The sequence below is a fragment of the Bradyrhizobium manausense genome, assembly GCF_018130615.1.
Classification (GTDB): domain Bacteria; phylum Pseudomonadota; class Alphaproteobacteria; order Rhizobiales; family Xanthobacteraceae; genus Bradyrhizobium; species Bradyrhizobium manausense_A.
The window spans coordinates 273,954-286,882 of record NZ_JAFCKB010000001.1; the positions used below are offsets into that span (position 1 = coordinate 273,954).

Annotated in this window: 13 protein-coding genes and 1 pseudogene; 3 read left to right on the forward strand and 11 right to left on the reverse strand. The window is 66.0% G+C overall.

What is annotated here, in order from left to right:
• Nucleotides 1-27 precede the first annotated feature (27 nt).
• From JQ587_RS01325 to JQ587_RS37110, 5 genes are all read right to left on the reverse strand, one after another.
• Complete coding sequence (locus tag JQ587_RS01325) at nt 28-1,317, reverse strand: CpaE/TadZ family protein (protein WP_212301911.1); 1,290 nt, start codon at nt 1,315-1,317, stop codon at nt 28-30.
• Nucleotides 1,314-2,051, reverse strand: a complete 738-nt coding sequence (locus JQ587_RS01330; protein ID WP_212424186.1) for a CpaD family pilus assembly protein — start codon at nt 2,049-2,051, stop codon at nt 1,314-1,316. The genes JQ587_RS01325 and JQ587_RS01330 overlap by 4 nt, the downstream gene beginning before the upstream one ends.
• Nucleotides 2,052-2,103: 52 nt before the next feature.
• Nucleotides 2,104-3,621: a type II and III secretion system protein family protein gene (locus JQ587_RS01335; RefSeq protein WP_212301913.1), complete on the reverse strand. Its 1,518-nt coding sequence runs from the start codon at nt 3,619-3,621 to the stop codon at nt 2,104-2,106.
• Between the two features lie 10 nt (nt 3,622-3,631).
• The gene (cpaB, locus tag JQ587_RS01340) at nt 3,632-4,435 is read right to left on the reverse strand and encodes a Flp pilus assembly protein CpaB (RefSeq protein ID WP_212301914.1); all 804 of its coding nucleotides are present in this window, start codon (nt 4,433-4,435) and stop codon (nt 3,632-3,634) included.
• A 346-nt stretch (nt 4,436-4,781) separates the two neighbouring features.
• The gene (locus JQ587_RS37110; RefSeq protein ID WP_433995290.1) at nt 4,782-4,901 is read right to left on the reverse strand and encodes a BA14K family protein; all 120 of its coding nucleotides are present in this window, start codon (nt 4,899-4,901) and stop codon (nt 4,782-4,784) included.
• On the opposite strand from JQ587_RS37110, the pseudogene JQ587_RS01345 reads away from it, so the two are divergent.
• Nucleotides 4,864-4,986 (forward strand): annotated as a pseudogene (locus JQ587_RS01345) (helix-turn-helix domain-containing protein); the annotation flags it as partial. The gene JQ587_RS37110 and the pseudogene JQ587_RS01345 sit on opposite strands and share 38 nt — an antisense overlap.
• 70 nt (nt 4,987-5,056) lie before the next feature.
• Here JQ587_RS01345 and gshB read toward each other — a convergent pair.
• From gshB to rsmI, 3 genes are read right to left on the reverse strand one after another with little or no spacing between them, the layout of a single operon-like run.
• The gene (gshB, locus tag JQ587_RS01350; protein WP_212301915.1) at nt 5,057-6,001 is read right to left on the reverse strand and encodes a glutathione synthase; all 945 of its coding nucleotides are present in this window, start codon (nt 5,999-6,001) and stop codon (nt 5,057-5,059) included.
• A gap of 10 nt (nt 6,002-6,011) precedes the next feature.
• Entirely contained in the window at nt 6,012-6,425 is a 414-nt protein-coding gene (locus JQ587_RS01355) for a YraN family protein (RefSeq protein ID WP_212301916.1), read from the reverse strand.
• Nucleotides 6,412-7,362, reverse strand: a complete 951-nt coding sequence (rsmI, locus tag JQ587_RS01360; RefSeq protein WP_212424187.1) for a 16S rRNA (cytidine(1402)-2'-O)-methyltransferase — start codon at nt 7,360-7,362, stop codon at nt 6,412-6,414. The genes JQ587_RS01355 and rsmI overlap by 14 nt, the downstream gene beginning before the upstream one ends.
• A gap of 349 nt (nt 7,363-7,711) precedes the next feature.
• Here rsmI and JQ587_RS01365 point away from each other — a divergent pair, with 349 nt between their 5' ends.
• Nucleotides 7,712-8,944, forward strand: a complete 1,233-nt coding sequence (locus JQ587_RS01365) for a penicillin-binding protein activator (RefSeq protein ID WP_212424188.1) — start codon at nt 7,712-7,714, stop codon at nt 8,942-8,944.
• A 120-nt stretch (nt 8,945-9,064) separates the two neighbouring features.
• Here the strand turns inward: JQ587_RS01365 and hemW are convergent, their stop codons facing one another.
• The 3 genes from hemW to rph all read right to left on the reverse strand — a co-directional run bounded on the left by hemW (nt 9,065) and on the right by rph (nt 11,626).
• Nucleotides 9,065-10,186: a radical SAM family heme chaperone HemW gene (gene hemW / locus JQ587_RS01370; RefSeq protein ID WP_349629469.1), complete on the reverse strand. Its 1,122-nt coding sequence runs from the start codon at nt 10,184-10,186 to the stop codon at nt 9,065-9,067.
• A 79-nt stretch (nt 10,187-10,265) separates the two neighbouring features.
• Complete coding sequence (rdgB, locus tag JQ587_RS01375; protein ID WP_212301920.1) at nt 10,266-10,901, reverse strand: RdgB/HAM1 family non-canonical purine NTP pyrophosphatase; 636 nt, start codon at nt 10,899-10,901, stop codon at nt 10,266-10,268.
• Nucleotides 10,902-10,912: 11 nt separating this feature from the next.
• On the reverse strand, nt 10,913-11,626 hold the full coding sequence (rph, locus tag JQ587_RS01380) for a ribonuclease PH (RefSeq protein WP_212301921.1): 714 nt from the start codon (nt 11,624-11,626) through the stop codon (nt 10,913-10,915).
• Between the two features lie 181 nt (nt 11,627-11,807).
• Between rph and hrcA the strand changes: the two genes are divergently transcribed.
• Nucleotides 11,808-12,896, forward strand: coding sequence for a heat-inducible transcriptional repressor HrcA (gene hrcA, locus JQ587_RS01385; protein WP_194465273.1), 1,089 nt, complete (start codon nt 11,808-11,810; stop codon nt 12,894-12,896).
• The last annotated feature ends 33 nt before the right edge of the window (nt 12,897-12,929 follow it).

Sequence of the window (12,929 nt, forward strand, 5' to 3'; positions counted from 1 at the left end):
CTGTTCGCTCGAAAAACGCTCTCGCGCTTAAGACGCCTTGCGATGCGGCGCCGATCCGCGTCCCGACCTGCCCTTCAGCTTCTTCAAGAGCGGCCCGAGTAGCGAGCGCTTCGGCTTCTTCACCTCGCCGCGCCCGGCGAGACGGTTGGCCATGTTCTGGAACAGCTCGGTGGTGCGGTGGCTCTTGGAGACCTCCGCGATCATCTGGCCGTTGTTGGCCGCGGTCGAGAACAGCTTGGAATCGAACGGAATCACCGCGAGCGGCTGGCTTTCCATGGTCTTGGCGAAGGACTTGACGTCGATCTCGGCCCGCTTGTGCATGCCGACCTGGTTGATGCAGTAGAGCGGCGGCCGGTCGTTCGGCCGTGCCGTCTTGAGCACGGTCAGCATGTTCTTGGTGTTGCGCAGGTTGGCGAGATCCGGCTCGGCCACGATGACGATATCGTCGGCGTTGACCAGCGCGCGCTTGGTCCAGGCCGACCATTGATGCGGGACGTCGAGCACGATGCAGGGCGTGGTCATGCGCAGCGTGTCGAAGATCGCATCGAACGCCTCGGCGCCGAAATCATAGACGCGATCGAGTGTGGCGGGTGCGGCCAGCAGGCTGAGATGATCGCTGCATTTGGCGAGCAGGCGCTCCATCAGCGCCGTGTCCGGCCGGTCCTGCGACAGCACCGCATTGGCGATGCCCTGCGCCGGATCCTGGTTGTAGTCGAGGCCGGCGGTGCCGAAGGCGAGGTCGAGATCGATCACCACGGAATCGAGCGCAAGGTCGCGCGCGATGGTCCAGGCCACGTTGTGCGCAACCGTGGACGCGCCGACGCCGCCCTTGGCGCCGACCACCGCAATGATGCGGCCGGTGATCATGGCTTCGGACGCCGAGAACAGGCTGCAGATCGAGCGCACCACGTCGATGGTCTCGACCGGTCCGACCACGTAATCGTTGACGCCGCGGCGCACCAGCTCGCGATAGGGCGCGGTGTCGCCGGGATTGCCGATCACGACCACGCGGGTGCCGGGATCGCAGACCCCGGCGAGATCGTCGAGGCCTTCGAGAATGTCGCGCGTGCCGTCGGATTCGATGACGATGACGTTCGGCGTCGGCATCGTGTCATAGACTTCGATGGCCGCGGCGAGGCCGCCGCTTTTCGCGGTGAGATGGGCCTTGGCGAGACGGCGGTCCTGGCCGGCCGCGGTCACCGCGGCGAGCGTCTGCTCGGTCTCGCAGAAGGCCTGCACCGAAATACGGGGAACCGGCGCAATGTGATCCTCGGGGTGCTGCGGATCGTCCGCCTCTTCGTCGTGGATGTCCGTCATTTGCCTGTGTCGCTGAGTTTGGCCTTGTCAGCCTCGGGATAGATGGTCGTGGTCGGGGTGCCCTTGCGGTAGCGCTCGAACGCGATGTCGCGCCGCGCGGTATAGGCCGGCGTCTCCCCGCGCGGCTGCTCGAGATCGGCGGGGTTGTCGATCATGGCCGCCAGATTGCGCTGAGTGGCGCAGCCAAGATTGAAGTAGGGCCGGTTCTCGTTGTAGCCGGGGTCAAGGATCGACGGCCCCACGTCCTCGGGCCATAGCCCGCAAGGACCGGCGACCGCCTTGATCTTGGAATAGCTCAGCCGGATCGTCGGCAGCAGGCCGGGGTCTTCGGGACGGTAGGGATGCTGGACGATGGCGCGCGACGGCACGCCGCCGCTGTCGAGCACGGCGCGGATCTCGTGATAGGTCGCCGCCGCGGCGCGCGAGTTGGCGGTGTCGATGGGCACGTCGACGACGACGGAGCCGGTGCCTTCGCGCACCCAATCCTGGGCAATACCCATCACGTCGGCGTGCTGTGCGGCCGAAAGTCCGCCGCGGGCCTTGCCGACGAAGATCACGATCGAGCGCTTGCCTTCCTGCACCGCGATCGGGTGGCGCATGCGGTAGTCGGTCGGCACCGTCTGGGTGGTGACGACGTCGCCTGTGGTGTTGCAGGCTCCCAGCATGACGGAGAGCCCCGTCAGCGCGAGTGCGATACGCAATTTGCGGCGTCGATCGGCGGATGTCTTCGTCATCGCCTGGTCCCCTCTTCCCCGTGTCTTGCCCCGGTCCCCAAAACCGTTCGTCTCAGTCGATGATGAAGCCGAAATCCCCGCGATTGCCGTCGATCGGATCGACGCGGCGCGCGATGCCGTAGAGGCGGTTCATGCGGCCGAGCAGCGCCGACTGCGCATCCGAGGACGGCGCGAAGCCGTCGTCGGGCCGCGACAATTCCTTCTGGGCGACCGCGCGCACCACATAGGGCGTCACGATCACCATCAGTTCGGTCTCGTTGTTGACGAAGTCCTGGCTGCGGAACAGTGCGCCGAGGATCGGCACCTGGTCGACGCCGGGCAGGCCGTTGATGGCCTGCTTGGTCTGCTGCTGGATCAGGCCGGCCATCGCCATCGAACCGCCGGAGGGAATTTCCAGCGTGGTCTCGGCGCGGCGGGTCTGGACCGAGGGAATGGTGATCGAGTTGGTCGCGCTTGAGGACAGCGCCTGCGACACCGTGATCGCGTTCTGGCTCGACAGCTCCGAGACCTCGGTCATCACGCGCAGGCTGATGCGGCCCTCGCTGAGCACGACCGGGGTGAAGTTCAAGGAGATACCGAACTTCTTGTAGGTGATCTGGGTGGTGCAGACATGCGTGGTCGGATCGCAGGCATACCCCCCGGGGATCGGGAATTCGCCACCGGCGATGAAGGTCGCGGATTCACCCGAGATCGCCGTCAGGCTCGGTTCGGCCAGCGTCCGCATCACGCCCGCGGTCTCCATCGCACGCATCGTGGCGTTGACGGTGGCGACGCCCTTGGCAAGGCCGGTGACGCCGAGGCCGTTGTTGCTGACCAGCGGCCCGCCGCTGGCAGAGAACGGGTTCGAATTGTTGAAATTCACCACCGCGGTGCCGGCGTTCAGGCTGGCGCTGAGATCGACGCCGAGTTGCTTGACGATGTCGCGGCGGACTTCGCCGACGACGACCTTGAGCATCACCTGGTCGCGGCCGCGCACGACGATGTTGTTGACGACCTTGTCCGCGCCGCCGACCAGCTTCGCGGCGACGTCGCCGGCCTGCTGGGCCTCGACCGGGCTCGACACCGAGCCGGTCAGCATCACGCTGTCGCCGACGCCCTCGATCTGCACGCCCGGCAGCGACTGGCGCAGCGCCGCGCGCATGCCGTTGAGGTCGCGCTTCACCGCGATGTCGTAGGCGGCGACCTGCTGGCCGTCGGCGGTGAAGAACACCACGTTGGTCTGACCGACCTGGGCGCCGATGATATAGGCGCGCTGCGACGAACGGATCACCGCATTGGCGATCTTGGGATCGGCCACCAGCACGTCCTTGACCTCGCGCGGCAGGTCGATCACGACCGACTTGCCGACGCCGAGCGACAACGAGCGTGTCCTCGCCGGCGCGATGCTCGCGACCGGCGAGACGCCGAGATCCGGCGCCTGCAGCGGCGCCTGGTCTCCGACCGGCGCATCCGCAGCGCGGACGAGATCGGGGGCTGCGACCAGCCCCAGTATCAGCATTGTCCCTGCCCAGAACGAGCGAGCGCGCTTCCCCCGAATGCGCATGCCCGTCCGATTATCCCCATAGTTCATGCTGTCCCCATCACTTCTGTGACGTTAATTGTCGTGTCTGCACGCCGTAGCGGATCACGTTGACGCCGCTCTGGCGCGACTTGAGCGTCTGGTCCTCGGGCGAGCCGTCGGAGGCGCTGGCATCGGCGATGCTGCGCAATGCGAGTGTCAGCGTGCCGCCCTGGCGCGAGGCCGAGAGCGTGGCGACCTGGTCGGGCCGGAGCTCGAGCGTGACGGTCTTGCCGAGCACGGCGTTCTGGCCCTCTTTCTCCTTCGGCGCCTGGTCGATCGCGAGCACGCGGATGTTGGTCAGGACCACCTCTGAGAGGATCAAGTCATTGCCGCCGGCGTCGGGATTCTTCATGCGCCGCGTCAGGACGATGTCGACGCGGTCGTTCGGCAGGATGAAGCCGCCGGCGCCGGTTTCGGCGGAGATTTCGGTGGAGACGGCGCGCATGCCCGATGGCAGGATCGCGGCCATGAAGCCGGAGCCGTCGGCCTTCACCAGCTTCTGCTCGCGGATCGGCTCGCCCTGCATCAACGGAACGCGCGCGATCGAGCCGGCGATCTGGGTCTGCGCGTCGGGCCGGCTGTCGCGGCGGATGAAGGCGCTGCTGGCGGTCGCTTGCGGCCAGGTCTGCCATTGCAGATCCTCGGCCTTCACGGCCTGGCCGAGCTGAATGTCGGATTTGGCGACGAGCACCTCGACCGTCGGCAGCTTCTCGGCCACCGGGAGAGGGGCTGCGGGCTTGTTGTCGTAGCTGCTCGCCAGATACGCAGCGACGCCGCCGGCGCCCAGTGCGATGACGAGAACGACAATGCGTGCGGTGTTCATACGCTTCTACTCTTACGCGGGGCACTCGAACCGCACGTGGCGGGTTCCCCCGCATCGATGAGTAGGGAGTAAAAGTATAAGGGGTGTTGCGAGACCGAATGCGATGCGCAGCGACAGCGAGCGTTTTAGGCAGATGGTGAACGTCGCGTTATTCGGTCAGCCAATGGCCCCGTAGATTCACGCATGCGCGCTCATGCGTTTGCGCGAGGCGCGGGGCGTCATGGTGAACGGGTGGTTAGCGATGGACGCGGGTGACATCGCGTGCATGCGACGACAATGCTGGTCCGTCATCCCGGGGTGCGAGCCTTGTCTGGATTGGTGGCTTCGCACCCCGCTGGTCCGAACACTACTGGCAGGGATACCGGCGGCCGTCCTTTGCCGCGAATGTAATCGTGGCCGGGTCGTACGAGCGGTAACGTTGCGCGCAAGTCAGCGAAGTCGCGCTGAAATGGGGCTTTACGCATATGGGTCGGTTTGCGGCGTCGGACCGCACGGCATTCGGGCTCTATCCGTCCGACACGGTCCGACGCGCCCGGGGATTTTACAGCTAGAACAGTCGAGCAAGGCTACGGATGCGGAGCCCGGATTTCGCTGCGCTCCATCCGGGCCACGAGGCGGCGGTTACTTCACCCGCTTCTGCTCGATGACATCCCAGACCTTTGCCGCAACATCGGGACCGCCGAGCCGCGCGATGGCGCGGATGCCGGTCGGCGATGTGACGTTGATCTCGGTGAGGTTGCCGTTGATGACGTCGATGCCGACGAACAACAGGCCGCGCTCGCGCAGCGCCGGGCCGACGGTTGCGCAGATCTCGCGCTCGCGTGGCGTGAGCTCGGTCTCCTGCGCGGCGCCGCCGCGCACCATGTTGGAGCGGAGGTCGTCGGCGGCAGGCACGCGGTTCACGGCGCCTGCGAACTCGCCGTTCACCAGGATGATGCGCTTGTCGCCGTGCTTCACCTCGGGGATGAATTGCTGGATCACCCAGGCTTCCTTGAAAGTGACCGAGAACATGTCGTACAGCGAGCCGAAATTCATGTCCTGCGGCATCACGCGGAACACTGCGGCGCCGCCATGGCCGTGCAGCGGCTTCATCACCACGGCACCGTACTTGTCGCGGAACGCGTTGATCTCATCGAGATCGCGCGAGATCAGGGTCGGCGGCATCAGCTGCGGAAAGTTCATCACGAACAGCTTTTCCGGTGCATTGCGCACCGACGCGGGATCGTTGACGACGAGCGTCTTCGGGTGAATGCGCTCGAGCAGATGCGTCGAGGTGATGTAGGCGAGATCGAACGGCGGGTCCTGGCGCAGCAGCACCACGTCAAAGCCGTTCAGCGCCTCGCGCTTGGGCTCGCCGAGGGTGAAGTGATCCCCGGCCTCGTCGCGCACGGTCAGAAGCTGCACGGGCGCAACGATCTCCTCGCCGACCATCGAGAGCCTGTCGGGCGTATAATAGGACAGGCTGTGGCCGCGCTTCTGCGCCTCCAGAAGCAGCGCAAAGGTGGAATCGCCCTTGATGTTGATGCGGGCGATGGGGTCCATCTGGACGGCGACGTTCAGTTTCATGGTCTGCCTTTCAGGTCGAGGCGTCGAATGCCGCCAACACATGGCGCGGAAGCGAGCGCGGCGCAATCAGCATGGCGTCGAATCGCAGTTCGAATTCCGCATGCTCGGGATGCGCTACGAGCCAGCCCTGGGCGGCGTCGATGATGCGCTGCTGCTGGCGCGGCGTCACTGCATAGGCGGCGTCATCGAGGCTGGCGCGCGCCTTGACCTCGACAAAGGCGATCAGGTTGCGGCGGCGCGCCACGAGGTCGATCTCGCCATGTGGGGTGCGGTAGCGTTTGGCCAGGATGCGGTAGCCCTTGGCCATGAGATAAGCAGCGGCGCGGCTCTCGGCCGAGATGCCGGTGCGGAACGCGGCGATGCGCTCGGGCGAGGCGATCTTCGGTTCCGGTTTGGATCCCGGAGCATCCTCAGTCTTCGCCATCGCCGCCCCGCAGATCTTTTGCGAGCTCGAGCGCGCGGGCATAGACCTCGCGTCGGGGCCGCCCCGAGAGCCCGACCGCGTGCGCGACGGCGTCCTTGACGCTGTGCGTGGCGAGCTGCTCGCGCAAGAGATCGTCGAGCGCATCCGATGTCAGCACGTCGGCATCCGCCGCCGGCGGAGCGATCACCAGCACGAATTCGCCGCGCGTTTCCAGTGCTTCTGCTTCGCGTGCCAGTTCGTCCAGCGTTGCGCGGGAAATCTCCTCGTGCAGTTTGGTCAGCTCGCGGCAAATCGCGGCGTCGCGCGTGCCCATGATCTCCGCGAGATCGGCAAGCGTATTCTGGATGCGGTTGCCGGATTCGAACATCACCAGCGTCGCATCGATGCGGGCAAGTTCAGTGAGGCGCGACCGCCGCGCGGCGGATTTCGCCGGCAGGAAGCCCTCGAAGAAGAAGCGGTCGGTCGGCAGGGCCGCGACCGAGAGTGCTGCCAGCACCGAGGATGGCCCCGGCAGCGCATAGACCGCATGGCCGGCTGCGCAGACCTCGCGCACCAGCTTGTAACCGGGATCGGAGATCAGCGGCGTGCCGGCATCCGACACCAGCGCGACCGAGCCGCCGGCCGCGAGCGCCTCCAGGATCTTCGGCCGCGCGGCCTCGGCATTGTGCTCATGATACTGCTTGAGCTGTGCGGTAATGGCGTAGCGCTCGGTCAGGCGCCGCGTGATCCTGGTGTCCTCGCAGGCGATCACGTCGACCCCGGCCAGCGTTTGCAGCGCGCGAAGCGTGATGTCGCCGAGATTGCCGATGGGGGTGGCGACCAGATAGAGGCCGGCCGCCGGCTTCGGCACCGTGAGCCGGTGGGCGTCGATGGAGAAACCGCGGGGGGCCGCATCCGTAGCTTCAGTCGTATTTATCGGGGCCGGCTTTGCGCGCATAATGAATCGAACTTAGGCATGATCTCCGGGGCTGGGAACCAGTCCTTCGAAAAAGATCGTGCCGGCAGGATACGAAACTGGGGTGAGGAAGAACTGGAATGTGATCCATCCGGCATCACATTCGCTAAAGGACGAAGTGTCAGCGCCATATTCGCGGCGGAAACCCCGCTTTGATGTTGGATGACGGAGGGCGAACAGCCAGCCAGAGCATAAGGGCAGCCGCATTAGGCGGTCATTATCCTTTTGTTTTGGTTAACTATTTGCCGACAATATGCCCGAATCCGCGGCTTCTGTCGCGGCAATGAATGTTGTGACTGGCCGCTCGCGACCGGTCAGAAGAGAAGCTGCCATGCTGGGCCCGCGCGATCCGAAGTCTTCCGTTCCGGGGCCCCGTTTGTCGGGAGCGACCCGGCGGAGCGCGCTTGGCCTGCTGATCGGCACGCCCCTGCTCTCGGCCTGCGCCGGCGTGCAGCAGAGCCTCAGCCAGTTTTCCAGCCCGTTCTCCAGCTCCTCGCCTCCGGCTCAGCCGGCCGGTCCGCCGCAACAGGCGACCACCGCCGGCACCGGTGGCGTGAAGGTTGGCGTGATCCTGCCGCTCTCGGCCGCGGGCAATGCCGGCCTGGCCGCGCAATCCATGCGCAACGCTGCCGAGATGGCACTGGCCGAGTTCCAGAATCCGAACATCCAGCTCTTGATCAAGGACGACAATGGCAGCCCGCAGGGCGCGCAAGCCGGCGCGCAGCAGGCGATCGACGAAGGCGCCGAGATCATTTTGGGGCCGCTGTTTGCGCAATCGGTGCCGGCCGTGGCCCAGGTCGCGCGCACGCGCGGCATTCCGGTGATGGCGTTCTCGACCGATTCGAGCATCGCCGGCCGCGGGGTCTATCTGCTGAGCTTCCTGCCGGAGTCCGACGTCAATCGCATCATCGAATATTCGGCCAGCATCGGAAAACGCTCCGACGCGGTGCTCGTGCCCGACAATGCCTATGGCAATGTCGTCGAAGCCGCGGTGAAGGCGGCCGTGCCACGGCGCGGCGGCCGCATCGTCGCGTTCGAGAAATACGGTGCCGATCGCGCCACGCCGGCGCGCAGCGTGGCGCAGCAGCTCGGCAGCGCGGATGCGCTGTTCATTGCCGATGACGGCGACGCCGTCGTCGCGGTGGCCGATGCGATGACCGCAGCGGGCGCGAATTTGCGCAACATCCAGCTGCTTGGCACCGGCCTGTGGGACAATCCGCGCGTCTATGCCAGTCCCGCCTTGCAAGGCGGTCTCTATGCCGCGCCGGATCCCGCCGGCTTCCGCGCGTTCTCCGGCCGCTACCGCACCAAATATGGCGCCGATCCGATCCGGACCGCGACGCTGGCTTATGACGCGGTGGCGCTTGTCGCCGCGCTCGCGCGCACGCAGGGCACCACGCGCTTCTCGTCCGACGTGCTCACCAACCCTTCCGGCTTCGCCGGCATCGACGGCCTGTTCCGCTTCCGCGCCGATGGCACCAATGAACGTGGGCTCGCGGTGATGAAGGTGACGACGGGCGGTGGTGTTGCCGTTGCGGGCTCGCCGAAGAGCTTTGGGGCGTAGTTCAGGACAACGGTGCCGTAGTCGCAGGGTGGGTTAGCGAAGCGCAACCCACCACTTCGTTCCGCGCATGTGGAAGCAAGGTGGGTTACGCCCTCGGCTAACCCACCCTACGAGATCTCGTTACGCCGCGAGATCCGCAACCACCGCATCCAACACCGGAAATCCGCTGCTGGTCACGCGCAGGCGGCCCGTTGCATCGACCGTGATCGCGCCTTCCTCACGCAGCAGCGCGATGCGGCCGGGGTCGAGCGGGCGGCCGGCGAGCGCCATGTAGCGCGCGGGGTCGATGCCTTCGGCCAAGCGCAATCCCATCAGCAAGAATTCGTCGGCGCGTTCTTCGCTGTTGAGGAGATCGTCGGTGACGATGCCGTCGCCATTCGTCTCGACCCGCAGCAGCCAGGCTTCCGGACGTTTTTCGGTGGCCGTGGCATGACGCACGCCGTCGATGTCGAGGCGGCCATGCGCGCCGGGGCCGATGCCGGCATATTCGTCGCCGCGCCAGTACACCAGATTGTGCCGGCACTCGGCGCCGCGACGCGCGTGGTTGGAAATCTCGTAGGCGGGCAGGCCGAGCTTGTCGCAGGTCTCCTGCGTCACGTCGTAGAGCGCACGTGCGACGGCCTCGTCCGGCGTTTTCAGTTTGCCGGCCTGGTGCAGGCCGAAGAATGGCGTGCCTTCCTCGATGGTCAGCTGATAGAGCGACAGATGCTCGGCGGCTTCATCGATGGCCAGACGCAGCTCATCGGCCCACATCGCCGGTGTCTGGTCGGGGCGGGCGTAGATCAGGTCGAACGAATATCGGTCGAACGAGCGGCGCGCGATGGCAACCGCATCGAGCGCCTCGCGCGCGCTATGCATGCGGCCCAAGGCTTTCAGCGAGGCATCGTCCAGCGCCTGCACGCCAAGCGAGACGCGGTTGACGCCGGCGGCGCGATAGCCGGCAAAGCGCGTGGCTTCGACGCTGGTCGGGTTTGCCTCCAGCGTCACCTCGACATCGCCTGCGACAGTCCAGTGCTTGCCGATCGCGTCGAGCACGGCGCCGACGGTTGCAGGCTGCATCAGCGATGGCGTGCCGCCGCCGAGAAAGATCGACGTGACCTCGCGGCCGGGCGAGCGCTGCGCGGTCGTTTCGATCTCGCGCGCGAAGGCGGAGGCAAAGCGCGCCTCGTCGATCGCGGCGTGGCGGACATGGCTGTTGAAGTCGCAATAGGGGCACTTCGACAGGCAGAACGGCCAGTGCACGTAGACGCCAAAGGCTGCAGACTCTTGTTTTGACGCGTTCTCCTGGCGCGAACCGGTGCCCGCTTCGCTTGAAAACGCTTTAGCGCGGCTCAAGGCAGATCTCCGCCAGTTTCACGAATGCGCGGGCGCGATGCGACAGGCCAAGGCCAAGCGGCGGCAGGCCGTGCTTCTCGATGCTTTCCATCTCGCCGAAAGTGCGCTTGTGAGCGTCGGGCAAAAACATCGGATCGTAACCGAAGCCGGCGGTGCCGCGCGGCGGCCAGACCAGTGTGCCGTCGACACGCGCCTCGACCTCTTCGAGATGATGATCGGGCCAGGCGACGCAGAGCGCGGAGACGAAATGCGCTTTTCGGCGATCCGGCGTGGTGGCACCGCGCTCCTGCAGCAGGCGCTCGATCTGCGCCATCGCCGCAGCGAAATCCTTGGAGGGGCCGGCCCAGCGCGCGCTGTAGATGCCGGGCGCGCCGTCGAGCGCATCGACCACGATACCGGAATCATCGGCGAAGGACGGAAGGCCGGTTGCCTGCGCCGCCGCGATCGCCTTGATCGCGGCATTGCTGCGGAAATCGTTGCCGGTCTCGTCCGGCTCGCCCAAGCCGAGCTCACCGGCCGACACCACCTCGATGCCGTGAGGCGCGAGCAGCTCCTTCATCTCGGCGAGCTTGCCGGGATTGTGGGTGGCGATGACGAGCTTTCCGGTGATTCGGCGGTGCATGGGCCTATTGACTACGCGACAGCCAGTTTCTGCAAGTCCACGAGCCGCGCGATGCCTTTCTGCGCCAGTGCCATCAGCGCCAGGAACTCGTCCTGTGTGAACGGCTCGCGCTCCGCGGTGCCCTGCACCTCGACGATGCGACCGTCGCCGGTCATGACGAAATTGGCGTCGGTCTCGGCTTCCGAATCCTCGGCATAGTCGAGATCCAGCACCGGCTTGCCCTGATAGATGCCGCAGGAGATCGCGGCGACGTTGTCGCGCATCACGTTGGCCTTGATCATGTTGCGCGCCTTCATCCAGGCGATGCAATCGGCCAGTGCGACCCAGGCGCCGGTGATCGAGGCGGTGCGGGTGCCGCCGTCGGCCTGGAGGACGTCGCAATCGACCGTGATCTGACGCTCACCGAGCGCTTCGAGATCGACGATGGTGCGAAGTGAGCGGCCGATCAGGCGCTGGATTTCGACGGTGCGGCCGCTTTGCTTGCCGGCCGCAGCTTCGCGGCGGGTGCGTTCCGAGGTCGCACGCGGCAGCATGCCGTATTCGGCGGTGACCCAGCCGCGGCCCTGGCCCTTGAGCCAGGGCGGCAGGCGTTCTTCCAGCGTGGCGGTGACCAGCACATGGGTGTCGCCGAATTTCACGAGGCAGGAGCCTTCCGCATATTTGACCACGCCACGCTCAAGCGTCACGGGGCGCAATTCGTCGGGCGCACGGCGGCTTGGCCGCATGGGAATCCTCCAAAACTCACGGAAAAGGGCTGTTCGCGGTGCTTGTAGGTGGGGTGAGGGTGAGCGGCAAGGGGGAACATCAAGGTCGCTTTCAGCCCCGGTTTTCCACCCCGCAAACGCCACGCTTGTCAGAACCGTCCCGGATGGACAAATTATGAGCATCTGAGAGGAGTTACCGTCTGTGGCCCATCACGATCCGATCCATCTGATCGCGCCGCGCGCAGGCCTCGCCCAGCTCAACGAGCGTTCCCGCGACATCTTTCGTCAAATTGTCGAAAGCTATCTGGCGACCGGCGAGCCGGTCGGCTCGCGCAACATCTCGCGCCTGATCGCGATGCCGCTGTCCCCGGCTTCGGTCCGCAATGTCATGGCCGATCTGGAACAGCTCGGCCTGATCTATGCCCCCCATACCTCAGCCGGCCGGCTTCCGACGGAACTTGGCCTGCGTTTCTTCGTCGACGCCCTGATGCAGGTCGGCGACCTCAACGAGGCCGAGCGGCAGTCGATCCAGAGCCAGCTCGCCACCGTCGGCCATGCGCAATCGGTCGAGGCGGCGCTGGACCAGGCGCTGACGCGGCTGTCGGGCCTGACCCGCGCCGCCGCCGTGGTGCTGACGCCAAAGTCCAATGCGCGGCTGAAGCACATCGAATTCGTCCGGTTGGAACCCGAGAAGGCGCTGGTCATCCTGGTCGGCGAGGATGGCCAGGTCGAAAACCGCGTGCTGACGCTGCCGCCGGGAGTTCCCTCGTCCGCCATTACGGAAGCCGGCAATTTCCTCAATGCGCGGATTCGCGGCCGGACGCTCGCCGAGGCGCGGCTCGAGCTGGAAACCGCGCTCGGCGAGGCCCGCGCCGAGCTCGACCAACTGGCGCAAAAGGTCATCTCGGCCGGGATTGCGAGCTGGTCCGGCGGCGAGAACGAGGACCGTCAGCTCATCGTTCGCGGCCACGCCAATCTGCTGGAAGATCTGCACGCGCTGGAGGATTTGGAGCGCGTTCGCCTGCTGTTCGACGATCTCGAGACGAAACGTGGCGTGATCGACCTGCTGGGGCGCGCCGAAACTGCCGAAGGCGTGCGGATCTTCATCGGCAGCGAGAACAAGCTGTTTTCGCTGTCGGGCTCCTCCACCATCATCTCGCCCTATCGGGATGCCGCCGGCCGTATCGTCGGCGTCTTGGGTGTAATCGGGCCGACACGGCTGAATTATGCCCGTGTGATCCCGACCGTGGACTACGCCGCCCGCATCGTCAGCCGCCTGTTGGGGGGCTGACCGGCATTTGAGCCGATCACGGGCGCTTGATTT